Genomic DNA, 24841 nt, shown 5'->3' on the forward strand with positions numbered 1-24841 from the left:
CGCGGCGATGGCTCAAGCGCCGAGATCTCCCGCGATCGGCTTCATCCTCTACGTGGTCATCGGCAATGAGCCCATCTCGGTCATTGGCGGCAGCCAACTGATCGAGTTTTGATTCCAAGCGTAGTTCTGCCAACGTTACATAGATTTAATGTGTGGCAGCGGCAGAATTGCCATAAAGCCATGATATCGGCGCGGCTTCGCACGTACCGGGTGCGTCGCTGCGTTTTATGCTTGGGGAAACCGGTAGACGTTTTTGCCAACCGGAGTGCCGATGGCCGCCTGGAAACAAATAGTCTTTGCGCTTGTGATCCTGGTGGCGGCGGCTGCCGCCTGGGTTCGCTTTTTTCCCGGCGCGCCGGATGTGCTGGCGCGCTGGGGCATCGACTGGGCTTATGCCGCGACGCCCCCGGCCGAGACGGGCGCGGTCACCAACGCCAGGCAGGCAGAGGGCCGCAATGGCGCCGGCCAACTGGTGACCATCGTCGCTTTGCCGGCGGCGAAGGCTGTTATCAATGATCGCTTGCAGGCGATCGGCACCGGCCGCGCCAACGCGTCGGTGACGGTCAATCCCTACAGTTCCGGCCGCATCGTCGAATTCCTGGTCAAGTCCGGCGCCCGTATCGAGAAGGGTGAGATCATCGCCACCCTCGATTCCGACACCGAGGTCATCGCCCAGAATCGCGCCAAGCTTGCCTTGCAGGATGCGCAGGCCAAGCTCAATCGGGTCAAGTCGCTCAGGGCTTCCAATGCCGCGACAGCCGTCGCCGTCGCCGATGCCGAGGTGGTGCTGGCCAATGCCAAACTGGCGCTCAGCGATGCGGAACTGGCCTTGCAGCGCCGTTCGATCGTCGCGCCGATATCGGGCACAGTGGGCATCCTGCCGATTTCGGCCGGCAATTACGTGACCGGCCAGTCGGCGATCGCCACCCTTGACGACCGCTCCAGCATACTGGTCGATTTCTGGGTGCCGGAGCGCTTCGCCGCCGCCGTCAAGGTCGGCGCGCAATTGTCGGCGACGCCGATCGCCAATCCCAACATGAGCTACACCGGTACGGTTTCCGCCATCGACAACCACATCGACGAGAACAGCCGCACCCTTCTGGTCAAGGCGACGATCGCCAATCCGGCCGATTCGCTGCGTGCCGGCATGTCCTTCCAGATCACCATGAAATTCCCCGGCGACAGCTATCCGGCGGTCAGCCCGCTGGCGATCCAGTGGGGCTCGGACGGCGCCTATGTCTGGGCGATCGAGGACGGCAAGGCCAAACGCGTTGCCGTCCGCGTCATCCAGCGCAACACGGAGACCGTGTTGATCGACGCCCCGATCGTCAGCGGCGACATGGTGGTGACCGAGGGTACCCAGAGCGTCAGCGAAGGCGGCGAGGTCCGTATCGCCGGCGAAGAACAGCGCGCCGCCGACGCCAACGGCTCATGACCGGAACCAACAACGCCGCCAGCGACACCGGCTTTACCGCGCTGTTCATCCGCAGGCCGGTGATGGCCTTCGTGCTGAACACTTTGATCGCGGTCGCCGGCCTTGCCGCCTTTTACGGCGTCGAGATCCGCGAACTGCCGGATGTCGACCGCCCCGTCATCACCGTTAATACGACCTTCGAGGGCGCCGCGTCCGAAACCGTCGACCGCGAATTGACCGACGTGATCGAGGGCGCGGTCGGCCGCGTCTCCGGCGTCAAGTCGATCTCGTCGACCTCGTCCTTCGGCACCAGCCGCGTCACCATCGAATTCAACGACGGCGTCAACCTCGACGTCGCCGCCTCCGATGTGCGCGACGCCGTCGGCCGCGTCGCCAACCAGATGCCGGAGACGGCGGACGCGCCGCGTATCGTCAAGGCCGATGCCAATTCCGAGCCGGTGATGCGGCTGGCCGTCACCTCCGATACCATGTCGGTGCAGGACATGACGGTGATTGTCCAGGACCAGATCGAGGACGAGCTTGCCGCCGTCCCCGGTGTTGCCGACGTCCAGGTCTCTGGCGACCGCGACAAGATTTTCCGCATCGACGTCGACCAGACCAAGCTGGCCAGCCAGGGCTTCACCGTCGCCGACCTCAGGGCGGCCCTTGCCTCGGTCGCCTTTGATTCGCCGGCGGGCTCGATCACCACGACCAATCAGGACCTGATCGTGCGCACCACGGCGGACGTGACCACGCCCGACGAGTTCGAGAACATCATCATCGGCGGCACAACGCGCATCCGCGACGTCGCCACCGTCACGCTCGGTCCCGATATCGGCCAGACCACATTGCGTTCCGACGGCAAGACCGGCATCGGCCTCGGCATCATCCGCCAGGCGGAGTCGAACACGCTGGATATTTCGACCGGCGTGAGGGCCGCCGTTGCCACGCTGCAGGCGAACCTGCCCGAGGGCATGTCGATCAAGGTCACCAGCGACGATGCGGTCTTCGTCAACGGCGCCGTGCATGAAGTCGAGATCGCGCTCGGCCTGTCCGTTTCCATCGTGCTGATCGTCATCTATGTCTTTCTCCTCGACTGGCGTGCGACGCTCATTCCGGGCCTCGCGATGCCGGTCGCCATGATCGGGACGATCGCCGCCATCTATCTCGCCGGCTTCTCGGTCAACATACTGACGCTGCTCGCCCTGGTGCTGGCGACGGGCCTCGTCGTCGACGACGCCATCGTCGTGCTCGAAAACATCGTGCGACGACGCAACGAAGGCATGGGACCGCGCGCCGCCGCCGTGCTCGGCACGCAGGAGGTATTCTTCGCCGTCATCGCCACGACGCTGACGCTGGTCGCGGTCTTCGTGCCGATCTCCTTCCTGCCCGGTCAGACCGGCGGCCTGTTCCGCGAATTCGGCTTCGTGCTCGCCATCTCGGTGCTTTTGTCCTGCGTGGTGGCGCTGACCCTTTGCCCGATGCTCGCCTCGCGCATGCTGTCGAGCGCGCCGGTTCACCACGAAGGCGGCAACGGTGTCGGCGTCCGCATTGGCGGCGCGCTGAATGCGCTCTATAGGCGCTGCCTGCGCATCTGCCTCGACGCGCCGTGGATCGTGCTTCTGGTGGCGGTGCTGTTTGCGGCCACGGCCTTCACGCTGTTCGGCACGATCCGCCAGGAACTGACGCCGACCGAGGACCGCGCCGTCGTGCTCCTGCGCGTCAACGCGCCGCAAGGCGTCAGCCTCGATTACACGACCGAGCAGATGCAGAAGATCGAGAACCTGATCCAGCCGCTGCGCGACTCCGGCGAAATCCGCAGCACCTTCGCCAATGCCGGCCAGAACGGCGCCTACAACAGCGGCTTCATGGTGATGACGCTGGCGCCGTGGGACGAGCGCAGCCGCAGCCAGCAGCAGATCATGGCCGAGATCAGCCAACTCACCAGGCAGGTGCCGAGCGTCCGCGTCTTCCCGGTGCAACCCAACAGCCTCGGCATCCGCGGCGCCGGCAACGGCCTGCAGTTCGCGCTGGTCGGCAACGACCGCAAGGCGCTCGGCGATGCGGCGGTCGAGATCATCGCCGAGATGCAGAAGGACCCGCGCTTCCAGTCGCCGCGGCTCTCCGTCGATCCGACCCAGCCGCAGCTTTCCGTCGCCATCGACCGCGAGCGCGCCTCCGATCTCGGCATCGACATCACCGGGCTTGCCGACACCACGCAGGCCATGCTCGACGGCAATGACGTCGTCGACGTCTATATCGCCGACCGCAGCTACGGGGTGAAGCTGGTTTCGACGACCAACCCGATCAACGATCCGACCGATCTCGAAAACGTCTTCCTGAAGACGGGCGATGGCCGCTTCGTGCCGATGTCGACCATCGCCACGCTGACCGAGCGCGCCGTGCCGCCATCGCTGACCCGCGAGCAGCAGCAGCCGTCGGTGGCCATCACCTCCAACCTCGGCGGCGATTTCGCGCTTGGCCAGGCACTCACCCGCGCCGAGGAAATCGCCACGCCGCTTCTTCCGCCGGGCAGCCGCATCCTGCCGCTGGCCGAGGCCGCGACGCTCGGCGAAACCAACAGCGCCATGGTCACCATCTTCGGCTTCGCGCTGGTCATCATCCTTCTGGTGCTCGCCGCCCAGTTCGAGAGCTTCGTCAGCGCCGTCATCATCATGGCGACGGTGCCGCTTGGCCTTGCCTGCGCGATCTTCGCTCTCTTGCTCAGCGGCACCAGCCTCAACGCCTACAGCCAGATCGGCCTGGTGCTGCTGGTCGGCGTCATGGCCAAGAACGGCATCCTGATCGTCGAGTTCGCCAATCAGCTGCGCGACCGTGGGCTCGGCGTGCGCGAGGCGATCGAGCAAGCCTCCATCATCCGGCTGCGGCCGGTGATGATGACGATGATCTGCACCGTACTCGGCGGCGTGCCGCTGGTGCTGGCAAGCGGCGCCGGCGCCGAGGCGCGCGTAGCACTCGGCTGGGTGATCGTCGGCGGGCTGGGGCTGGCCACCATCTCGACGCTGTTCCTGACGCCGGTCGCCTATTTGCTGCTGGGCCGTTTCGTCACCCCGAAGACACACGAGGAAGCGCGGCTGAAGCGCGAACTCGACGAAGCCGCCTACACCAATGTCGAGCCGGCGGAATAGACCGCCTAAGGCTTGATGAACACTTTGCCGTTAGGTTTGGCTAGCTCCGCCGGAACCTTCGCCATCGCCTCGGCCAGCGGCACGACCGCCGTCACGTCGGTCGACCAGCGCCCGTCGGAAAAACGCTTCTGCGCCTCCATGATCGCCGGTCCGCGGCGGTCGCGGAACTGGCGCATCCATTCGCTCAGCCAAAAGCCCTCGATACGCTTGTGCTGGAAGATCAACTGCCCCGGCTCGCGGATCACCGTTGTGTCCGGGTCGAGCCGCCCATAGACGATCCAGCGCGAACGCTTCGGCATGGCGTCGAAGATGGCCGAAGCCAGCGGCCCGGTGACCGCGTCGAGGAAGATGCGCGGCTGCTCGGCCTTGATCACCTCGCGCAGCGTCGCCTTGAAATCCGCTGTCTTCTCGTTAAGCACATGGGCCGCGCCCATCTCCTTCAGAAGCGGGATCTGCTCGTCGCGACGCACGGTGACGATCGGCCTATATCCTTCCTCCCTGGCCAGGCCTGCTATCAGCTTGCAGAGCTGGCTGGCGCCTGCGGTCATGATGAAGGCCTTCTCGCCTTCCTGTTTGACGATGTCGAACATGGCGAGCGCGGTGAGCGGGTTGACGATCATCGCCGCGCCATCCTCATCGCGGACCGTGTCGAGAAGCGGGATGCAGACGACCGCCTCGGCGACGGCGTACTCGGCCCATGAGCCCCAGTTGCTGACGCCGGTGGCAAAGGCGACGCGCTTGCCGATCAGGCTCTTCGGGTAAGGCTCATCGCCGCTGGCGACGACTGTGCCGACGCCCTCGAAACCAGCCGGCTGGCCCTTGACCCGCGGCTGGCCATACTGGCCCTTGATGAAGGCGACGTCGGACGGGTTGATCGAGGCGAGACCGACCTTGATCAGCACCTGGCTTTGGCCCGGCACCGGCACCGCGATCACGCCCGGCTGCACATAAGGCTCCATCGCCTCCAGCGCGCTGGCGGAAGGCATCCTGGTGTAGCCGTCGCCGACGAGCAGGAGCGCTTTCATCTCAGATGGAACGTCCATCGCTCTTCACCCTCTCACAAATGCGTAGGCACTTTACCCGTGGCAAGGATGACCGTACTTCGGGTAGCCTTGTCAACGCGAGCCCCTCACCCGGATGGCGAGAAGGCGCGGAGGAGTTGCAATGAGCTATCTGGACGAGCTGTTTTCGGTCGCCGGCAAGACCGCGCTGGTGACGGGCGCCGCGACCGGCATCGGCCGCATGGCGGCGGCAGCACTCGTCCGGGCCGGCGCCAGCGTCATGATCGCCTCGCGCAAGGGCGAGGATTGCATCAGGGTCGCCGGCGAATTGAACGGCCTCGGCGCCGCCGGCCGGGCGGAAGGCTTCGCCGGCGATGTCTCCAGCGAAACCGGCATCGCCGCGCTCGTCGCCGAAGTGAAGGCGCGGACCGACCGCCTGCATGTATTGGTCAACAATGCCGGCGTTTCCTGGGGCGCGCCGCTGGAGGACTTTCCCTACCACGCCTGGGCCAAGGTGTTCGGCGTCAACGTCACCGCCGTTTTCCATCTGACCCGCGAGCTTCTGCCGCTGCTCGATGCCGCCGCCAGCGATGCCGATCCGGCAAGGGTGATCAATCTGGGCTCGGTGATGGGTACCCAGCCGCTCGCCGACGACGCCTATTCCTACACCGCCTCGAAGGCCGCGGTTCACCATCTGACGCGCACGCTGGCGATCGAATTCGCCGCGCGCCGCATCACCGTCAACGCCTTTGCCCCTGGACCTTTCCAGAGCCGGATGACCGCTTTCGCCACAGCGACCGAGGAACAGGCGAGACATGTTGGCCGCCATGTTCCGCTTCGTCGCATCGGCACACCGGATGACATTGCCGGCGCAACGCTCTATTTGTGCAGCCGTGCTGGCAGTTATGTCACCGGCGCCATCCTGCCGATCGACGGCGGGCAGTCGGTGCAGCATGGGCTGACACTGTTCAAGGAATGAAGCCGCCCGGGCGGCTGAAATGGAGGGACATCAGCGTGGAACCGATCAGTCTCGATGTGCTTCTGGCCAGCGTCGGCAAGGAAGTCGGCGTGTCGCCGTGGCGGGTGGTCTCGCAGCGCATGATCGACCAGTTCGCCGACGCCACCGACGATCACCAGTTCATCCATTGCGATCCGCAGCGCGCCAAGCGCGAAACACCGTTCGGTGGCACCATAGCGCATGGCTTCCTGTCGCTGTCGCTGTTGTCGGCGATGACTTTCGAGACCATGCCGCCGCTCGAAAACAGCAAGATGGGCGTCAATCACGGCTTCGATTCGCTGCGCTTCCTGGCCCCGGTGAAGACCGGCTCGCGCATCCGCACCCGCTTCGTGCTCGCCGACGTCAAGGTCAGGCCGTCGGGCTGGGTGCAGACGGCGCATGACGTGACCATCGAGATCGAGGGCTCGAAAAAGCCGGCGCTGACCGCCCGCTGGCTGACGCTGACACTGATCGAGCGCCAGCCAGAGGAGGCTTGAAAGTCATCGGAGTGCCGGAAGCTCGAATTCGCAAGTATCAGCGAGCGCCGGCTGAGATGAACTTCATGTTCCGGCTGACTTGCAGGGCGATGTAGACGACCAGCGAGCACCCGATCGGGAAGACGATCTCGTTGACGGCAGTTGTGATGGCCTGCGGCAGCGCGAGCGCAACGTCCTTCGCCAAGGCCGTCTCGATCGTCAGCACCGTGATTCCACCCCCGAACACCGCCCCAATCAAGGCGCCTGCCAGCATGAATTGCTGCGGGCGCGGTTTTTCCTTCGACGCAAGCGAGGCCAGTATCCAGCCGAGCAGGCCATATTCGATCGCCCGCAACACACCGAGCGTAGGGAGCGAGAGGATCACCGGTTTGGCGGACGCATCGAGTGCGCTCACCATGACCTTTTGCGTGCCCTTGGCGATGCCCATCGCCAGTGGCGCGGCGATCGCGCCGATCAGTCCGCCGATCGAGGCACGCACCTTGGCGATCGCCGTGCCGAGGCTGACGCCGGCACAGACGAAGAACGACCACGTCACACCTTGCGCCAACTCGATCAGAACCTGGGTGGTGGCGGGGTGGGAACCCGCCGCAAATCTCACGGTCAGAATAAGGGCTTCCATGGCGAAGCCGAGTGCTATTCCCAACCATGCGACCATGACGACCCGCCTGAGCGCCAGTCTGGCGCTGTGAGAAAGTGGATCCGCGTCCGGTGTAGCGGATGTAAGCTCGGTCACGGCCATATCGGCCTCCTAGAAACGAAATTTCTTGCAGAGCAGCCAACTAGCCCCTGTCTGTAACAGCCTGGTGTTGCCTGTTTTTTGCCCGAGTAACACTTTGCCATCGATGTTCGGGCAAAATGACCCTGAACCGGCATAGCCAACCGCATTGCCGCAAAGCCGGTTTGATGCCGCCTTGTCCGATTCCGTACAGCGTATATAATTTAGCCAGCCACCAACAACAAAGGCAGGAAAAATTGCCGCTGAGCGTCCAAACACGCCGCGAGAAGCAAAAGGCCGAACTGCGCTCCGAACTTGTCGAGGCGGCGCACAAGCTTGTCCAGGAAGAAGGCTATGAAGGCCTCACCATCCGCAAGCTGGCCAAGCGCGTCGGCTATGCGCCGATGTCGGTCTATTCCTATTTCGCCGACAAGCAGGACATATTGTTCGCACTGGCCGAGGACGCCTTCGCGACGCTTGCCCGGCGCATCGAGGAGCATCCGTCCGACGATCCGATCGAGGCATTGCAGGCGGTCATGACGGAATATGCCGCCTTCGGGCTCGGCAATCCCAACGAATACCGCACCGTGTTCATGACCGAAAAGACCAGGCCGCCGGAGGGCAAGACCTTCGCCGAGATGGAAGAAGGCAACCCGGCGATGAAGGTGCTGATCAGCAGAGTCGAGGCCTGCGTCGCCGCCGGCAAGCTCAAGGGCGATCCGCGCGCCATCGCCACCACGCTGTGGGCGGTCGGCCATGGCACGATCTCGCTGCTGATCACCTTCCCCTTCTATCCGTTCGGCGACCCGCAGGCTTTCGTGAAGCGGATGTGCGATTTCGCGCTTGCCGGTCTGATGACGCAAGATATGCCGCCGCTGACGGAAACGCCGCCCAACTGCTGACCAACTGGTATTCCCGCACAGTTTGATCGGCCGGCGCTTTAACCGTGCGACATTTTGGCTTTTTAAGAAAATTTGATCGTACGTGTACGATTTCTGACTTGAAGTCACGCGTCTTCGGGCGTATTTGTACGCTGCATCGTACATGTACGGAAAAGATTTGACCGGAGACAGATGATGAAAAAGACAGTCCTCACCCTCGCCGCCGTGCTTGCTTTCTCGGGCGCCGCCTTCGCCGGCACCAGCCAGCCGGCCAAGCAGACGCCAGCAGCGGCCTGCATCCACACCAACGCCAATGTGAAGCTCGATTGCGGCGCGACCGGCTCGGTCGAAAAGACCGGCGTCGCGACCAAGACCGGCTCGGTCGACGGCAAGGGTCCGAAGCTTGGTATCGACATCAATCCGTGGATCGTGCCCAGCACGTTCTGATGCATGTCGCGCAAAAGTGCGCAGCGGTTTTGCGATAACGACATGCATAAAAACAAGAATCTAAAGCGCGTCGCATGAGTCCGTTCAAACGCGACGCGCTTTAAGGTTCGGCAACGCGGCCCGAACGGTTATGACGACCCCGATATGACGACAAAGGGCGGCAGGAAATCCTGACCGCCCGTTTTCTTGACCACCAAGTACAGCTTCGCCGCGCCAGATGGATTATTTCTTGCGCTTCTTCATTCCCGCTACGGTCTTGGCTTTGCCCGGTCTTGCGGGGGCGCCGGAAATGGACGTTCCTGTGATCGACACCGGATCGCTAGCCGGAAACGTATCCTCGAGACCTTCCTCGAGCTCCTCTTCCGCACTCACGTCGTGACGTCTCTCATGTTCGAGCGAGCGCACAGCCGACGTCTTTTTAGCCTGTGATTTTGGCGCGGGTTTCGACGGCATCGGCATTCTCCCTCGGCTTGCTGTCGCAAAACGATCCGGCGCGACGAATGTTCCTGGGCTCACGCCGCCGCGTCGCCTGCCGCCTCCGACAGGAAAGTAAAGACATAGTCGGAGAAGGAACGCCAGCATTCGACCCGGAACGCGTCCTCGGCTGTGCGCAACAGCACGATCTCGACCTTGCCCAGTATGGTGCGCGACGCCGCCCCTACCGGAAAGACCTCGAGCGCCAGATCCTGCGGACAGCCTGAGTTGACCGCCGCGGCGGCAGCCGGGCCGGTGACTGAAATGGCGATGTTGCGATGCGAGATGCCGACCGCCGAATGCAAGGCCGTCACCTCAGCGCAATCGGCGAGCGGATCCTTTCCGGCCTCATCGATGACCAGCCATTCGTCCGGTCCAAGCCACAATGCCGTGCGACCGGCCTTGGACGCCGAGGTTTTCGGCTTTCGCGGCAGGGTCACGCCAAGCGCCTTCGAAAGCGCGGCCAGGGAAGCCTCCGGCGCGCGCAGCGAAATGCGCTCGGCAGGCGGCAGCACGGCAAGCTTGACGCCGGTGGCGGAAAGTTCCTGGCCGGCGAGCGCGGCGCGGCGTTCAGCAGACGGCGTCGCGGCGGCAGTTTTCCTGGTGGCGGCCTTAGCCATTGAGGCGCTCTCCCTTCTCGTCGAAGAACACCATGCCGGTAACCTCGACCTCGATCGTCCCGTTCGGCATCGGCACGTATAATGTCTCGCCCATGCGGTCGCGGCCGCCGGCAACCAGCGCCAGCGCGATCGAGCGGCCGCAATTCTCCGACCAATAGCTGGACGTCACATGGCCGATCATTGTCATCGGGATCGCCTGCTTCGGATCCGCGACGATCTGAGCGCCCTCTTCCAGCACCACTTTCGGATCCCTGGTCTTCAGGCCGACGAGCTGCTTGCGGCCCTTGGCGACTAGGTCGGGCCGCGCCATGCCGCGAATGCCGACGAAGTCGGTCTTCTTCTTGCCGACCGCCCAGTCGAGACCGGCATCGTTCGGCGTTACCGTGCCGTCGGTGTCCTGGCCGACGATGATGTAGCCCTTTTCGGCGCGCAGCACGTGCATAGCCTCGGTACCATAGGCGACCGCGCCATGCTTCTGGCCCTCGGCCCATAGCGCTTCCCAGACGGCCTGGCCATAATCGGCCGGCACATTGACCTCGAAACCGCGCTCGCCGCTGAACGACATGCGGAAGAGCCTAGTCGGCACGCCGCATATCTTGCCTTCGCGCACCGACATGTGCGGCAGCGCCTCGTCCGACATGTCGATGCCTTCGACCAGCGGAGCAATGATGTCCCGAGACTTCGGCCCTTGCACGGCAATGACGGCCCATTGTTCGGTGGTCGAGGTCAGCCAGACATCGAGATGCGGGAACTCGGTCTGGAGATAGTCCTCCATATGGTTCATGACGCGCGGCGCGCCGCCGGTCGTCGTCGTCACATGGAAGCGGTCCGGCGCCAGCCTGCCCACGACACCGTCGTCATAGATGAAACCGTCCTCGCGCAGCATGATGCCATAGCGGCAGCGCCCTGGCTCCAGCTTCTCCCACGGATTGGTGTAGAGCAGTTCCATGAACTTGGCAGCATCCGGGCCGACCACCTCGATCTTGCCCAGCGTCGAGGCATCGAACAGACCGGCCGTCTTGCGCACGGCAACACATTCGCGGTCGACGGCGGCGTGGATGTCTTCGCCACCCTTGGGGAAATACCAGGCGCGCTTCCATTGCCCGACATCCTCGAACACCGCCCCTTGGGCCTCGGCCCACGGATGGATCGCCGTCTTGCGGGTCGGATCGAAGAGCGGACCCCGCGCATGTCCAACGATCGAACCGAAGGTGACCGGCGTGTAGGGCGCCCGGAACGTCGTCAGGCCGACTTGCGGGATCGGCTTGCCGAGCGTCTCTGCGGCAATGGCCAGACCGTGCATGTTCGAAGTCTTGCCCTGGTCGGTCGCCATGCCGTTGGTGGTGAAGCGCTTGACATGCTCGATCGAGCGCATGCCCTCATGCACGGCCTGGCGGATGTCCTTGGCGGTGACGTCGTTCTGGAAATCGACAAAGGCCTTGACCGTCGTGTCCGGCCCGGCGCCGGGTGCCGCGCCCAGCATGCCGCGCGACCAGCTTTCGCTGGCGTCGACCTTCGGCTTCGTACCCTTGGCGGCCTTTGCGCCGGCATCCTTCGCCGCCTTGGCGCCCGCCGCATAGGCCTCGTCAATCGTCGCCGACAGCCCGTCGGTGCCGTTGCAGGCGCCGACCGAGACACAGTCCTGCGCATAAATTCCGGGCACGAAACGCTTGGTCTCGTCGTTGAAGGCCACCTTGCCGCGCGATTGCGAGAACAGATGCACCGACGGCGTCCAGCCGGCGGACATCAGGATCGCGTCGACGGGGATAGTGCGCTCGCCGCCGCCATTCTTCGGCTGCACGGTCATCGACGACACCCGCAATTTGCCGCCGGCGCGGATCACCGCGCGGCCGAAATTGATCTCGATGCCGAGCGCCCTCGCCTCGTCGATCACCGGACCGGTCGGATTGTCGCGCAAATCGACGATGGCGGCCACGTTGACGCCGGCCTTCTTCAGGTCGATCGCCGCGGCATAGGCGGAATCATTGGCCGTGTAGACGCCGACATTCCTGCCGACCGCGACGCCATAATGGTTGAGATAGGTGCGCGCCGCCGACGCCAGCATGATGCCCGGCCGGTCGTTGTCGGCAAACACCATGTGGCGCTCGATGGCGCCGGTAGCCAGCACCACGCGCTTGGCTCGGACCTGCCACAGCCGCTCGCGCGGCAGGTCGCGGCCAGGGTTTTGCAGATGATCGCTGACGCGCTCGACCAGCCCGACGAAGTTCTGCGCGTAATAGCCGAAGGCCGTGGTGCGCGAGAGCACGCGGACATTGTCCATGTCCTTGAGTCTGGCGGTCGCCGCCTGCGCCCAGCCAAAGCCGTCCTCGCCGTCGATACTGGCGCCACTCTCGAAACGCAGGCTGCCGCCGAACTCCGCCTGCTCGTCGGCAAGGATGACGCGCGCGCCGGTCTCGGCAGCGGCAAGTGCGGCTGCAATGCCGGCTGCACCCCCACCCAGCACCAGCACGTCGCAATGGGCGAAGCGCGCCGAATAGTGGTCGGGGTCCGGCTGGTCCGGCGCGACGCCAAGGCCTGCCGCTGCACGGATCTTCGGTTCGTAGAGGTTTTTCCAGGCCGCCTTCGGCCACATGAAGGTCTTGTAGTAGAAGCCCGCCGAAAACAGCGGCGAAGCGATGTCATTGACCGCGCCGACGTCGAAGGAAAGCGACGGCCAGCGGTTCTGCGACTGTGCGGCGAGCCCATCATAGAGCTCCTGCACTGTGGCCCGCACATTCGGCGTCCTGCGCGCCGCGTCGCGCCTGATCTCAACCAGCGCATTGGGCTCTTCCGCGCCGGCCGACAGGAAGCCGCGCGGCCGGTGGTACTTGAACGAACGGCCGACCAGATGGACGCCGTTGGCAAGCAGCGCCGAGGCCAGCGTGTCGCCCTCGATGCCGGGGTAAGACTGGCCGTCGAAGCTGAAGCGCGCCGTCTTTGGTTGGCTGAGGCGCCCGGCGCCGGGAATGCGGAACGCGCCGCTCATTTGGCAACCACTTCATTGGAGATTTTGGGCAGCTTCGCGGGCTTCGGCTCGCCGGCCTTGTAGGTTATGATGAACTTGTCGCTGACGGTGTCGCGCACGGCGTTGAAGAAGCGCGCGCAGCCATGCATGTGCCGCCAGCGCTCATGGATGATGCCCTTGGGGTTAGAGCGGATGAAGAAGAACTTTTCGAAATCGTCGTCGCTCTCGCCGGCAATGTTGGCCGAACGCGCAATATGCGCCTCGCCGGCGTTGCGGAATTCGAGTTCCGGACGCTCTTCCTCGCAATAGGGGCAGCGGATGAGAAGCATGATGTTTCCTACAATTCGCCGTGGCCGACATGGGCGCCGGCTGGTTGATCGCAAAGCTTCTGGCCCAGGGTCGCGAAGGGCGCGACCAGCCGGATGCGTTCCTCGACACTTGCCGCCGGGCGGAAAAGGTCGCGATCAGCCATGTTGCCGATCGTGAGTTGAAACGGGTCGGTGGTCACGATGACGTGGCGCGGCTGGAATGTCTGGTCGTCCTCAAGGTCGGCCGGCCTGTTTTCCAGGAAGGTGACCACCTTTTGACCGCCACTCCAGACGCAGGCGAGCACGCCCGCGTCGGCGGAAAACGGCCATCCGGTCTCGTTTTCGGCGCGGTTGATCGGCTGCAGGCGCACCTCTTCGACCGACGGAAAATGAAACAGGCCCTGCTCGCCGGCGAGCATCAACGGCATCGCAACAGCCATCTCGGCCATCATCAGTGCGCCACCGCCGCCGCCGCCGCTTCGTCGATCAGACGGCCGGTGCGGAAACGCTCGATGGTGAAAGGCGCGTTGATCGGGTGCGGATCGTCCCTGGCGATGGTGTGGGCAAAGACATGCCCCGACCCCGGCGTCGCCTTGAAGCCGCCCGTGCCCCAGCCGCAATTGACATAGAGGCCGGGCACCGGCGTCTTGGCCAGGATCGGCGAGCGGTCGGGTGTCACGTCGACGATGCCGCCCCATGAGCGCAGCATCTTCATGCGCGTGAAGATCGGGAACATCTCGCAGATGGCGTCGAGCGTGTGCTGCAATATGTGCAGGCCGCCGGTCTGCGAATAGGAGACGTATTGGTCGGTGCCGGCGCCGATCACCAGCTCGCCCTTGTCGGACTGCGAGATATAGGCGTGCACCGTGTTCGACATCACCACGCAAGGCACCACCGGCTTGACCGGCTCCGACACCAGCGCCTGCAGCGGATAGCTCTCCAGCGGCATGCGCACGCCGGCCATGTTCATGATGACGGACGAATGACCGGCCGCCACCACGCCGACCTTCTTGGCGCCGATGAAGCCGCGTGTCGTCTCGACGCCGGTGACCGCGCCGTTGGCCGCCCGCTTGACGCCGGTGACCTCGCAGTTCTGGATGATGTGGACGCCGCGCGCCGAGGCGCCGCGCGCATAGCCCCAGGCGACGGCATCGTGACGGGCGGTGCCACCGCGACGCTGCAAGGCAGCCCCCACCACCGGATAGCGCGCCTGCTTCGAGATGTTCAGCGGCGGGCAGAATTCCTTTGCCTGCTCGGGCGTCAGCCATTCATTGTCGATGCCGTTCAGCCGGTTGGCGTGGACGTGGCGCTTCAACACCTGGATGTCGTGCACATTGTGGGCGAGCATCATGACGCCGCGCGCCGAATACATGACATTGTAATTGAGCTCCTGGCTGAGCCCGTCCCACAGCTTTAGCGCATGGTCGTAGATGCCGGCGCTCTCGTCATAGAGATAGTTGGAGCGGATGATGGTGGTGTTGCGGCCGGTGTTGCCGCCGCCGAGCCAGCCCTTTTCCAGCACCGCGACATTGGTGATGCCGTGCACCGTGGCGAGATAATAGGCGGTGGCCAGGCCATGCCCGCCGGCGCCGACGATGATGACGTCGTAGTCCTTCTTCGGCTCGGGCGAGGACCATTGCTCTTCCCAGCCCCTATGGCCGCGCATGGCCTCGCGGGCGATGGCGAATACCGAATATTTTTTCAACGTTCTGGCCTCGCGGATAGCGGCCGGGCATCCAATCGAGCCCCGGCGCGCGAGGTGTATCACTAGCGAAACAGCGCTGCCACCCTTGCGCTGTTTGCGACGGCGCTTGCCGTTTTGCGCCGTGACGAAAAAGACGCATCGGAAGCAATGAACGATCAAACCCTGTCATGAGGCCTTCGCAGGTATCGGGTGGCTCGCGCCGCCTCGATCTGCGACCAAGCATCCAATTGCCGGCAACAGCCGACACAAAGACAAAGGATGCAACAATGTTCGCACTCGCCCACAAGGTCGCCATCGTTACCGGCGCCAGTTCCGGCATCGGCCGCGCCACCGCAAAGCTCTTTGCCGAGGAAGGCGCCAAGCTCGTCGTCGCTGCCCGTCGCCAGGTGGAGCTTGACACGCTCGTCGCCGAAATCGAGGACGCCGACGGCACCGCTATCGCCCTTGCCGGCGACGTCCGGGACGAAGCCTACGCGAAAGCCCTTGTCGACCTGGCGGTCGGCAGGTTCGGCGGGCTGGATATCGCCTTCAACAACGCAGGCTCCGTCGGCCAGATGGGACCTATCCCGGAGCTGTCGCTGGAGGGATGGCGGGAGACGCTCGACACCAATTTGACCAGCGCCTTTCTCGGCGCGAAATACCAGGTGCCGGCGATGGTCGACCGTGGCGGCGGATCGCTGATCTTCACCTCGACTTTCGTCGGCCACACGGTCGGCATGCCCGGCATGACGAGTTACGCCGCAAGCAAGGCCGGACTGATCGGATTGACGCAGGTACTTGCCGCCGAATATGGCCCGAAAGGCGTGCGGGTCAACGCACTCCTGCCGGGCGGCACCGACACGCCCGCCAGCATTACCAATGCCCCGGGCGCCGGCCCGGACGTGCTGGCCTTCGTCGAGGGCCTTCATGCCCTGAAGCGCATGGCGCAACCGGAAGAGATCGCCCGCTCGGCGCTTTATCTGGCTTCCGACGCGTCGAGCTTCACCACCGGGGCGGCGCTGTTTGCCGACGGCGGCGTCTCGATCAACCGGACGTGACGTCTTTCCCGATCACGCGCAGGCTCATGAGCCAAAATATCGCAAAACCAGCCTTGCTTTTCGGCTCGATTTGACGATTCCGTTCTCGGAGACTTCTGTTCGAAAACGGACCGGAAACATGCTGCTGATCAGAACCTATATCGCCCAGAGCGCAATCGAAGGCGTCGGCGTGTTCGCCGCCGAACCGATCAGGAAGGGGGCGTCGATCTGGCGCCTCGATCCGGACTTCGACCGGCTGATCCCTATGGAGAAGTACCAGGCAGCACCCCCGCACCTCAAGGAATTGCTCGACAGATATGCCTATCCAAGCCCCGATCGGCCGGGCTTCATGGTCTATGAAGTCGACAATGGGCGCTTCATGAACCACGCAGAGCGGCCGAACACGGACTTTTCACGGTATGGCGGGGCGACCGCCACCCGCGACATCGCGGCGGGCGAGGAAATAACCTGCGACTATGGCGAGTTCTTCGAGGATTTCGAGCGGCTTCACCTCGCCACCGCATAGCGGCAAGGCTCAGCGGTCGATTGCTCGGTGCCGGCAATCATGCCATTGATCCTGGCATGGTGCTGATTTGCGCCGACGACCCGCCGCCGAGGCGGGTTTTTCGTTTCGGGCTTCGGCGCGCCGTCCTTCATTTCGGCAGTGGACAAAGCGGCATGATTCTGCTATCAGCCGCCACAATTCGTGGTGTAATTCGCCGCGGAGGCTAGTGGCTATGGCCGCTTGCCTGTTGATATCAAACCCGAAAGACAGGATTGCCCGTGCAGGTACTCGTCCGCGACAACAATGTTGACCAGGCGCTTCGCGCGCTCAAGAAAAAGATGCAGCGCGAAGGCATCTTCCGCGAAATGAAGATGCGTGGACACTACGAGAAGCCTTCCGAGAAGCGCGCCCGCGAAAAGGCTGAAGCCGTTCGCCGCGCCCGCAAGCTGGCCCGCAAGCGCGCTCAGCGCGAAGGTCTGCTGCCGATGACGCCGCGTCCGGTGGCGGCTGGTGGTGCTGCCGGTGCTCCGCGCCCGCCGCGGTTCTGACGCCAATTTTTCGTCCTTTTCGAAGGATATCCAAGGTGGCGCGATGCGGAATCGCCGCCACCTTTTTGTTTTGAATTCGATCTGATTCGGAGAGGGCCGGTTCGGAGAGGAAACACACCTGACGGCGCGGCGGCAGTGAGGACAGAGCAGACATGAACGCAATTACCGTGGAGCGCAGAACCGCATTGCACGGCTTTGCACTGACGGCAGCCCTGCTTTCCGGCTTGGCGCTTGCCGGCTGCCAGACAGCCCCGACCGGCGAATTCAACAACATCGACAAGGCGCAAGGCTCGACCGAGAACATCTCCTCGCTCTCGGCCGTGATCCAGCGCAATCCCCAGGATCCGGAAGGCTACAATGTGCGCGGCTCGGCCTATGGCCGCGGCGGCCAGTATCGGGCGGCGCTGAAGGATTTCGACACCGCCATCCAGCTCAATCCGAATTTCTACCAGGCTTATTCGAACCGCGCCCTCATCCAGCGCTTCCTCGGCAACCAGGAAGCGGCCCTTACCGATTACAACCGCGCGATCCAGATCAATTCGAGCTACGACGCCGCCTATATCGGCCGCGGCAACCTCTATCGCAAGGCCGGCCGCACCCAGGAGGCCTTCAACGATTTCCAGAAGGCGATCCAGCTCGACACGACCGATGCCCGCGCCTATCACAATCGCGGTCTGATCTATCAGAGCCAGGGCCAGCATGCTTTCGCCATCGAGGATTTCTCGACCGCTATCTCGCTGTCGCCGGACGCCGCCGAGCCCTATAATGGCCGCGGCCTGTCCTATCTCGCCATGAACGACGAGGACAACGCCTTCGCCGATTTCAACATGGCCGTCAAGCTCGACGGCAAGAACGCCGAAGCCTGGTCCAATCAGGCGCTGATCTACGAGCGGCGCGGCGACAAGGTCAGGGCGTCGAAATCATACCGCGAAGCGGTCCGTCTCGATCCGACCTACCAGCCGGCCAAGGACGGCCTGGCGCGCACCACCAACGCCGGCTGATCGAAGGCGGCGTTCGGTTTGAGCCGGAGCCCGTCATGGGCTCGAGGCAGGCTGCGGTTTGGCATGTCTTCGAGAAATCGCCGATTACGCCGCATTAACTCTTGCCTTGATCGCGCCAAGTTTTCGGCGGAACGCTCGACGCACTCGACCGTTTAATCCAGGCACCTGCGAAAGGATCCTCCCATGATCAAGAAACTCGGCTGCGCCGCGGCGCTCGCCACGACCCTCCTTGCCGTTCCCGCCAGCGCCGGCAAGCTTCAGCTCGGCGTGCTCGACTGCACCATCGACGGCGGCACCGCCTATATCATCACCTCCAACAAGGGCGTAGACTGCACCTTCCGTCCGTATCGTCAGGGACCGGCCGAGAAATACACCGGGATGATCTCCAAGCTCGGCATCGATCTCGGCCAGACGCATCAGGGCCAGTTGGCATGGGCGGTTCTCGCCGCCACCCGCGACCGCGACGAAGGCGATCTCGCCGGCAGCTATTACGGCGTCAATGCCGAGGCCAGTGTGGTGACCGGTGGCGGCGCTAACCTCCTGGTTGGCGGACTGAACAGCGCCTTTATGCTGGAGCCGCTCAGCGTGCAGGCGCAGACCGGCGTGAACCTGGCGGTCGCCGTGACCTCTCTGGAGCTGATCCGCTCCTTCAAGTAAGCGAGCACATTTGCTCCCTCTACGCACGGCGCGGAACAGGGTATTGTTTCGCGCCGTATGCTTTTGGGGGACCGCCGTGCAGAAAATCGTCATCGCCGCTGCCATTGTCGCCATCTGGGCAGGACAGGCTCATGCGCGCGACCAGGGCGTCGAGCTTGGCGTTCTGAGTTGCGCCATCGGCGGCGGCACCGGTTTCATCTTCGGCTCGAGCAAGGATCTGAGCTGCACCTTCACTCCAGCCAACAACAGCTTTGCTCCGGAAGCCTATTTCGGTGTCGTCAACAAATACGGGCTGGACATCGGCACCACCAGACAGAGCGTGATGCAGTGGCTGGTGCTGACGCCGCTGAAGAACATCTACGCGCCGGGCGCGCTGGCCGGCGACTATGTCGGCGCCAGCGCCGAGCTGACGGCGGCGGTCGGCGCCGGCGCCAACCTGCTGGTCGGCGGCTCCTCGCAGGCCTTCACGCTACAGCCGCTCAGCCTGCAGACGCAGACCGGCGCCAACATCGCCATCGGGGTCAGCCAATTCCAGTTGCGCAGCACGGCGGATTGATCTCATTCGCAAAAACCTCTTGAGCTCAACCACGCTTGAGGTTTTACAAGCCCTCCCGACCGGAGCGCTTCGCACCGTCTTCGACGTTGAACGCGCGCTCCGGACTTTGATTTGGCATGGCAGCTTCGGGAGTGTGACGTGATTTCCAGCACCGGCAACAAAGTCGACTGGCACGCGCTGTGGGCGAGCGGCGATCTGGCGCGCTTCTGCTTCATCAGTCTCGGCATCCTGCTGCACGCCACCAACGAAACCATGGTGGCGACGGTCATGCCGGCCATGGTCGGCGACCTCGCCGGCGTGCAACTGGTCGGCTGGTCGCTGGCGATCTACGAGCTCGGCGCCATCGTCGCCGGCGCGGCCGCCGGACGGCTGGTGAGCTTTGTCGCGCTGCGCACCAACATGGTGGTTGCCGCCCTTCTCTACGCGGCCGGCGCCCTGGTCTGCGCCACCGCGCCCTCCATGCCGCTGTTTCTCACCGGTCGCCTGATCGAGGGGTGCGGCGGCGGCGCGCTGGTATCGCTGGCCTTCGTCTCGGTCGAACGGCTGTTTCCGCGCACCATCTGGCCGCAGCTCTTCGGCGTGATGTCGGCGATCTGGGGCGTCGCCGCCTTCAGCGGACCGATGCTGGGTGCCCTGATGGCCGAGTTGCTGTCCTGGCGCTGGGCCTTCGGCGTCTTCACGCTCGGCGGCACTGCCATGGCGCTGGCGAGCTTCATCGTGCTCGACACGCCCGGAGCGACCAGCCCGCAGGCGTTCGTTGGCAAAGTGCCGCCCTTCCCCTTTGCCGCGCTCGGCTGCCTTGCCGTCGCCGTGGTGCTGATCGCCACGGCCGGCGTCGACATTGCCCTGCTGCGCTCATCCCTGCTGCTGGCCCTCGGCCTGATCGGCCTTGCGCTGTTCGTTCGCATCGATGCGCTGAAACCACGCTCGCGGCTGTTCCCGTCGCGGCTGTTCTCATGGCGCTCGCCGGTCGGCAGCGGCATGACCATGGTCGCCGCCTTTTCGGTGGCGACCTGCTCCTTCGGCGTCTATGGGCCGCTGCTCTTGACCAGCCTGCACGACATCCCGCTCCTGACCACCGGCTACATCATCGCCGCCGAATCGATCGCCTGGTCGATCCTGTCGATCCTTGTTGCCAACGCGCCGCCGGAGCGCGAACGACTGATCATCACCGGCGGCGCGGTGATGATCGCGGCCGGTATCGCCGGTTTTGCCTATACGGTGCCATTGGGCTCGATTCCGCTGATCCTGCTTTGCGCCTTGTTGCAAGGTGGCGGCTTTGGCATTGCCTGGCCGTTCGTCACGCGGGTGATCGTGGCGTCGGCCAGGGCCGACGAGCAGACGATCGCCTCGGCCGCGGTGCCGACGATGCAGCGCATCGGCTATGCAGTGGGCGCGGCGCTGGCCGGTATCATCGCCAATGCCAGCGGCTTTTCCGATGGGTTGAACCGCGAGGCGGCGGCGAATGTCGCTGCCTGGCTGTTCCTCGCCTTCGTGCCGCTCGGGATTCTGGGCTGCCTTGCAGCTTTGCGGATTTCACGGACGGCCGATAGGCCACTGGAGGCCATCACCTAGACGACAATCGTCTTCAGCCGTTCAGCGATCAGTGCCGCAAGCCGTGCCGCCACCTCGTCCTTGCTCATCTCCGGCCACTCGTCGACGCCGGCCTTCGAGACGATCCGCACCTTGTTGCGGCCGCCGCCCATCACGCCCGAGGGACCGACGCCGCTTTCATGCGACACGTCGTTGGCAACGATGAAATCGGCGCCCTTCTTCCTGAGCTTGGCCTCGGCGTTGCTGACCAGATCCTGCGTTTCGGCGGCAAAACCAACGACCAGTCCCGGCCGCAGCCTGTGATGGCCGACCCCGGCCAGGATGTCCGGATTTTCGACCATCTGCAACGCCGGCGGTCCCTCGCCCGCCACCTTCTTGATCTTCTCGCCGGCCGTACCGGCGGTGCGCCAGTCGGCCACCGCCGCGACAAACACCGCCGCGTCCGCCGGCAGAAGCCGTTCGACCGCATCCTTCATCTCAGCAGCGGTTTCGACATGCAGCGTGGTGACGCCGGCCGGATCGGCAATCGACACCGGACCGGAGACGAGGCGCACATCGGCGCCCAGCCTGGCAAGTGCTGCCGCGACGGCATGGCCCTGCTTGCCGGACGAGCGGTTGGCGATGTAGCGCACCGGATCGATCGGCTCATGTGTCGGCCCTGAGGTGACGATGATCCTTCGGCCCGAAAGCGGCTTCGGCCTGGTATCGAGCAATGCTTCGATGGCGGCGACGATCTCCAGCGGCTCGGCCATACGGCCCTCGCCCGCCTCGTTGCTCTCGGCCATCTCGCCCTTTGCCGGGCCGATGAAGGCGATGCCATCCTTGGCAAGCGTTGCGCGATTGCGGCGGGTTGCCGGATGCGACCACATTTTCGGATTCATGGCCGGCGCCAGCAGGACCGGCTTGTCGGTGGCCAGCAGAACGGTCGAGGCCAGGTCGTTGGCGTGGCCATTGGCGAGTTTTGCCATCAGGTCGGCGGTGGCCGGCGCCACGACCAGCAGGTCGGCCTCGCGCGACAGCCGGATGTGGCCGACATCGTGCTCGTCATGGCGATCGAACAGCTCGGTGAAGACATGGTCGGCCGACAGCGCCCCGGCCGACAGCGTGGTGACGAACTCCTGTGCTGCCGCCGTCATCACCACGCGCACCGCAGCACCGCGCTCGCGCAGCCGGCGGATCAGGTCGAGCGCCTTGTAGGCGGCAATGCCGCCGCCGATGATCAGCAGGATGCGCTTGCCAGAGAGGTTCGTGCTCAAGACTTCTTGTCCAGTGTCATGCCGGCTTCAGCGCCGGTTCAATATCGGTATGGATGAAATCATTGCCCTTGAAAAGCAGCGGCAGGTTTCGCGTCTTGGCCAAGGCGTAGGCGAAGCAGTCGCCCATGTTGAGTTTGGCCGGATGGCCGCTGCCGCGGCCATAGAGTGCGTAAGCTTCAATGCTGGCCTGCGCGTGTTCGGCGGAGAAAGCGACTATCGTGACTCTTAGTCTGGCCAGAAGACCCGTCAACTCGGCCGTGCCGGCCGCGCCATAGCGTCCGACAACAACCGTACCGCATTCCATAAGAGTCGCGGCGCTCATCAATATCCGTTGATTTCCGGCGAGGCGATGAGCAATCTCCGGTGCATCAGATTCCTGCTTCAGGATAGCCACGATCGCTGAGGTGTCGACCACCATGGTCAGTCCTCCTCGATGAAGGACCAGAGTTCATCGGTAAGTTTCTTCTGATCGAAATCCACTCTTTGCAGTCGTCGGCCGAATTCAAGGATTTCCTCCGCCGTAACGACATCGTCATCACGTTCGCTGGCCGGCGCCACCTCTTTGAGCAACAGGCTTCTCGCCTCCTGCTCCATCGACACGCCATGTCTGGCGGCCCGCTCACGCAGCCTTTGCTTCAGATCGTCGTCGAGATTGCGAATGGTCAGGGTGCCCATAATTACCTTCGCATCCCTGCCGTCGGCTGAACCCTGGTCTCGTCCTTGAATGCCAAGCCTCGGCGGTCGAAGCCTTTCGTGGTCGGAAGACCAACGGATGCCGCGAGTACGTCTCGCGCCTCCTGCTCCATGGAGACGCCGCGCGCAGCGCCGCGCTCACGCAGCCGCTGCATGACATGGTCTTCCAGGTTGCGGACAGTAATCCTAGCCATTGTCGCACTCCTGCGTGCAATATAGCGATCCCGCTTTCCGACTGCAATGACAGCACTGCTGTCACTGCATGCACTTAAAGCAGCTGCCACGCGATATAGAGCAGCGTCAGCGCGATCACCCACAGCGCCAGCCGGCCCGAGCGGGTATAGCGTGCCTCGGCCTTGCCGATGGCGTGGGCAGTCGTTTCATCGAAACGCAGCCCATGTTCGGCCATCAGGTCGATCTCGCGCGACAGACGCTCGGTACGGGCGGCGAGATCCGGCGCCTGGCGGGCCAGCGTCAGCATCGCCTTGGCGCCGTCGCGCGCATCGACCAGCAACCCGCGCGGACCGAGATTGCCGGCGATCCAGTCGCCGACCACCGGTTCGGACGTCTTCCACATATTGAAGGCCGGATCGAGCGTTCGGGCGACGCCTTCGACCACCACCATGGTCTTCTGCAGCAGGATCAGTTCCGGCCGCGTCGCCATGTCGAACAGCTCCGTCACCTCAAACAACAGCGTCAGCAATTTTGCCATCGAGATGGTTTCGGCCGGCTGGCCATGGATCGGCTCGCCAATGGCGCGGATCGCCTGCGCGAAGGCCGCCACATTGTGCTGGCGCGGCACATAGCCGGCCTCGAAATGCACTTCGGCGACGCGCAGATAGTCGCGGGTGATGAAGCCGTAGAGGATTTCGGCGAGGAAGCGGCGCTCCTTCTTGCCGAGCCGGCCGGCAATGCCGAGATCGACGGCGACGATGGTGCCGTCGGCCTCGACGAACAGGTTTCCCGGATGCATGTCGGCATGGAAGAAACCGTCGCGCAGCGTATGGCGCAGGAACGATTGGATGAGGTTGGCTGCGATCGCCTTCAGATCGTGGCCGGCATCAGTGAGGCCGGCAATGTCGTTCATCTTGATGCCGTCGACCCACTCCATGGTCAGTACGTCGCGGCCGGTCCGCTCCCAGTCGACCGACGGCACGCGAAAGCCGGGATCGTCCTTGGTGTTCTCGCCGAGTTCGGAAAGGGCCGCCGCTTCGAGCCTCAAATCCATCTCTATCTTGGTGGTCTGGGCCAGTGTCTCGGTAACCTCGACCGGCCGCAGCCGGCGCGACGACGGGATGTATTTCTCCTGCAGGCGGGCGGCGAGGAAATAGCTTTCGAGATCATGGAAGAAGCGGCGGCGCACGCCTGGCCGGATGACTTTCACCGCCACCCTTGAAGCAACGCCGTCATGGACAGCTTCGGCGGCATGCACTTGCGCGATCGAGGCGGCGGCGACGGCATCGCCGAAGCTGGCGTAGAGATCGCCGATCTTGCGCCCGAGCGAAGCCTCTATCGCAGCGACGGCCTCGGCCTGCGGAAAGGTGTGCATCTTGTCCTGCAGCATGGCGAGATCGAGCGCCATGTCGTTGCCGACGACGTCAGGCCGTGTCGCCAGGAACTGGCCAAGCTTGACATAGGACGGGCCGAGCCGCGCGACCGCCTTGGCCAGCCGGTCGCCGCGCTCGTAGGTAAGCGCGCGGCGGCGCGTGAAGAGCCGCGCCAGGCGCCAGCCGAATTTCGGCAGGCCTGACAGTTCGTCGCCCGGCAAGGCCGCGACGACGCCTTCGCGGACCAGCACCCAGCCGGCCCGCGCGAGCCTGAAAGCGGCGCCGAGGCTGCTCATGGCCGCGCTTGCCCCGCCGATTTCCTAGACCGGCGAATG

At 64.2% G+C, this 24841-nt stretch carries 26 protein-coding genes; 13 read left to right on the forward strand and 13 right to left on the reverse strand.

The features are described from left to right. Positions 1 to 271 precede the first annotated feature (271 nt). Together MESS4_RS28920 and MESS4_RS28925 are read left to right on the forward strand one after the other, a co-directional pair. Complete coding sequence (locus tag MESS4_RS28920; protein ID WP_006339011.1) at positions 272 to 1435, forward strand: efflux RND transporter periplasmic adaptor subunit; 1164 nt, start codon at positions 272 to 274, stop codon at positions 1433 to 1435. Next, positions 1432 to 4563 carry an efflux RND transporter permease subunit gene (locus MESS4_RS28925; RefSeq protein ID WP_006339013.1) on the forward strand — a complete coding sequence of 1044 codons (3132 nt, stop codon included), beginning with the start codon at positions 1432 to 1434 and terminating at the stop codon, positions 4561 to 4563. Before MESS4_RS28920 ends, MESS4_RS28925 begins: the two co-directional genes overlap by 4 nt. A 5-nt stretch (positions 4564 to 4568) precedes the next feature. On the opposite strand, the gene MESS4_RS28930 is transcribed toward MESS4_RS28925, so the two are convergent. Then, on the reverse strand, positions 4569 to 5606 hold the full coding sequence (locus MESS4_RS28930) for a zinc-binding dehydrogenase (protein ID WP_006339015.1): 1038 nt from the start codon (positions 5604 to 5606) through the stop codon (positions 4569 to 4571). Between the two features lie 121 nt (positions 5607 to 5727). Between MESS4_RS28930 and MESS4_RS28935 the strand changes: the two genes are divergently transcribed. After that, complete coding sequence (locus MESS4_RS28935) at positions 5728 to 6543, forward strand: SDR family oxidoreductase (RefSeq protein WP_006339017.1); 816 nt, start codon at positions 5728 to 5730, stop codon at positions 6541 to 6543. Continuing rightward, positions 6540 to 7058, forward strand: coding sequence for a MaoC family dehydratase (locus MESS4_RS28940; RefSeq protein ID WP_006339019.1), 519 nt, complete (start codon positions 6540 to 6542; stop codon positions 7056 to 7058). The genes MESS4_RS28935 and MESS4_RS28940 overlap by 4 nt, the downstream gene beginning before the upstream one ends. 37 nt (positions 7059 to 7095) lie before the next feature. On the opposite strand, the gene MESS4_RS28945 is transcribed toward MESS4_RS28940, so the two are convergent. Beyond that, positions 7096 to 7797 carry a hypothetical protein gene (locus MESS4_RS28945; protein WP_006339026.1) on the reverse strand — a complete coding sequence of 234 codons (702 nt, stop codon included), beginning with the start codon at positions 7795 to 7797 and terminating at the stop codon, positions 7096 to 7098. Positions 7798 to 8030: 233 nt separating this feature from the next. Here MESS4_RS28945 and MESS4_RS28950 point away from each other — a divergent pair, with 233 nt between their 5' ends. Both MESS4_RS28950 and MESS4_RS28955 read left to right on the forward strand, forming a co-directional pair. Beyond that, complete coding sequence (locus MESS4_RS28950; RefSeq protein ID WP_006339029.1) at positions 8031 to 8675, forward strand: TetR/AcrR family transcriptional regulator; 645 nt, start codon at positions 8031 to 8033, stop codon at positions 8673 to 8675. A 174-nt stretch (positions 8676 to 8849) separates the two neighbouring features. Further along, complete coding sequence (locus tag MESS4_RS28955) at positions 8850 to 9101, forward strand: DUF680 domain-containing protein (protein WP_006339030.1); 252 nt, start codon at positions 8850 to 8852, stop codon at positions 9099 to 9101. A gap of 222 nt (positions 9102 to 9323) precedes the next feature. On the opposite strand, the gene MESS4_RS28960 is transcribed toward MESS4_RS28955, so the two are convergent. The 6 genes from MESS4_RS28960 to MESS4_RS28985 are packed head-to-tail and all read right to left on the reverse strand — an operon-like array spanning position 9324 to position 15173. Next, positions 9324 to 9554 (reverse strand): hypothetical protein, encoded by a 231-nt coding sequence (locus MESS4_RS28960; protein WP_006339031.1) that lies wholly within the window; start codon positions 9552 to 9554, stop codon positions 9324 to 9326. A gap of 59 nt (positions 9555 to 9613) precedes the next feature. Next, complete coding sequence (locus MESS4_RS28965; RefSeq protein WP_006339034.1) at positions 9614 to 10195, reverse strand: sarcosine oxidase subunit gamma; 582 nt, start codon at positions 10193 to 10195, stop codon at positions 9614 to 9616. Beyond that, positions 10188 to 13181, reverse strand: coding sequence for a sarcosine oxidase subunit alpha (locus tag MESS4_RS28970; protein ID WP_006339035.1), 2994 nt, complete (start codon positions 13179 to 13181; stop codon positions 10188 to 10190). Before MESS4_RS28970 ends, MESS4_RS28965 begins: the two co-directional genes overlap by 8 nt. Further along, entirely contained in the window at positions 13178 to 13489 is a 312-nt protein-coding gene (locus MESS4_RS28975) for a sarcosine oxidase subunit delta (RefSeq protein ID WP_006339037.1), read from the reverse strand. Before MESS4_RS28975 ends, MESS4_RS28970 begins: the two co-directional genes overlap by 4 nt. Before the next feature lie 8 nt (positions 13490 to 13497). After that, a complete protein-coding gene (locus MESS4_RS28980) occupies positions 13498 to 13920 on the reverse strand; it encodes a hypothetical protein (RefSeq protein ID WP_006339038.1) in 423 nt (140 codons plus the stop codon). Continuing rightward, a complete protein-coding gene (locus tag MESS4_RS28985; RefSeq protein ID WP_006339039.1) occupies positions 13920 to 15173 on the reverse strand; it encodes a sarcosine oxidase subunit beta in 1254 nt (417 codons plus the stop codon). The genes MESS4_RS28980 and MESS4_RS28985 overlap by 1 nt, the downstream gene beginning before the upstream one ends. Positions 15174 to 15439: 266 nt before the next feature. Between MESS4_RS28985 and MESS4_RS28990 the strand changes: the two genes are divergently transcribed. The 7 genes from MESS4_RS28990 (at position 15440) to MESS4_RS29020 (ending at position 21031) form a co-directional block, all read left to right on the forward strand. Further along, positions 15440 to 16210 carry an SDR family oxidoreductase gene (locus MESS4_RS28990; RefSeq protein ID WP_006339040.1) on the forward strand — a complete coding sequence of 257 codons (771 nt, stop codon included), beginning with the start codon at positions 15440 to 15442 and terminating at the stop codon, positions 16208 to 16210. Positions 16211 to 16328: 118 nt separating this feature from the next. After that, positions 16329 to 16715 carry an SET domain-containing protein-lysine N-methyltransferase gene (locus MESS4_RS28995; RefSeq protein ID WP_006339041.1) on the forward strand — a complete coding sequence of 129 codons (387 nt, stop codon included), beginning with the start codon at positions 16329 to 16331 and terminating at the stop codon, positions 16713 to 16715. Positions 16716 to 16972: 257 nt separating this feature from the next. Then, positions 16973 to 17242, forward strand: a complete 270-nt coding sequence (gene rpsU / locus MESS4_RS29000) for a 30S ribosomal protein S21 (RefSeq protein WP_006339042.1) — start codon at positions 16973 to 16975, stop codon at positions 17240 to 17242. A gap of 152 nt (positions 17243 to 17394) precedes the next feature. Next, positions 17395 to 18243 (forward strand): tetratricopeptide repeat protein, encoded by an 849-nt coding sequence (locus tag MESS4_RS29005; RefSeq protein ID WP_006339043.1) that lies wholly within the window; start codon positions 17395 to 17397, stop codon positions 18241 to 18243. Between the two features lie 183 nt (positions 18244 to 18426). Then, positions 18427 to 18900: a DUF992 domain-containing protein gene (locus MESS4_RS29010; RefSeq protein WP_006339044.1), complete on the forward strand. Its 474-nt coding sequence runs from the start codon at positions 18427 to 18429 to the stop codon at positions 18898 to 18900. A 76-nt stretch (positions 18901 to 18976) separates the two neighbouring features. After that, complete coding sequence (locus MESS4_RS29015) at positions 18977 to 19456, forward strand: DUF992 domain-containing protein (RefSeq protein ID WP_006339045.1); 480 nt, start codon at positions 18977 to 18979, stop codon at positions 19454 to 19456. Between the two features lie 138 nt (positions 19457 to 19594). Further along, a complete protein-coding gene (locus MESS4_RS29020) occupies positions 19595 to 21031 on the forward strand; it encodes an MFS transporter (protein WP_006339048.1) in 1437 nt (478 codons plus the stop codon). On the opposite strand, the gene coaBC is transcribed toward MESS4_RS29020, so the two are convergent. The 5 genes from coaBC to ubiB all read right to left on the reverse strand — a co-directional run bounded on the left by coaBC (position 21028) and on the right by ubiB (position 24802). Continuing rightward, complete coding sequence (gene coaBC / locus MESS4_RS29025) at positions 21028 to 22266, reverse strand: bifunctional phosphopantothenoylcysteine decarboxylase/phosphopantothenate--cysteine ligase CoaBC (protein WP_006339050.1); 1239 nt, start codon at positions 22264 to 22266, stop codon at positions 21028 to 21030. The two genes, MESS4_RS29020 and coaBC, sit on opposite strands and share 4 nt — an antisense overlap. Positions 22267 to 22282: 16 nt before the next feature. Then, positions 22283 to 22684 (reverse strand): type II toxin-antitoxin system VapC family toxin, encoded by a 402-nt coding sequence (locus MESS4_RS29030; protein ID WP_006339052.1) that lies wholly within the window; start codon positions 22682 to 22684, stop codon positions 22283 to 22285. A 2-nt stretch (positions 22685 to 22686) separates the two neighbouring features. After that, positions 22687 to 22941, reverse strand: coding sequence for a hypothetical protein (locus MESS4_RS29035; protein ID WP_006339053.1), 255 nt, complete (start codon positions 22939 to 22941; stop codon positions 22687 to 22689). A 2-nt stretch (positions 22942 to 22943) separates the two neighbouring features. Continuing rightward, positions 22944 to 23153 carry a hypothetical protein gene (locus tag MESS4_RS29040; RefSeq protein WP_006339055.1) on the reverse strand — a complete coding sequence of 70 codons (210 nt, stop codon included), beginning with the start codon at positions 23151 to 23153 and terminating at the stop codon, positions 22944 to 22946. A 74-nt stretch (positions 23154 to 23227) separates the two neighbouring features. After that, complete coding sequence (gene ubiB, locus MESS4_RS29045) at positions 23228 to 24802, reverse strand: 2-polyprenylphenol 6-hydroxylase (protein WP_006339056.1); 1575 nt, start codon at positions 24800 to 24802, stop codon at positions 23228 to 23230. Between the last annotated feature and the right edge of the window lie 39 nt (positions 24803 to 24841).

The sequence above is a fragment of the Mesorhizobium sp. STM 4661 genome, from assembly GCF_000359125.1.
GTDB lineage: Bacteria > Pseudomonadota > Alphaproteobacteria > Rhizobiales > Rhizobiaceae > Mesorhizobium.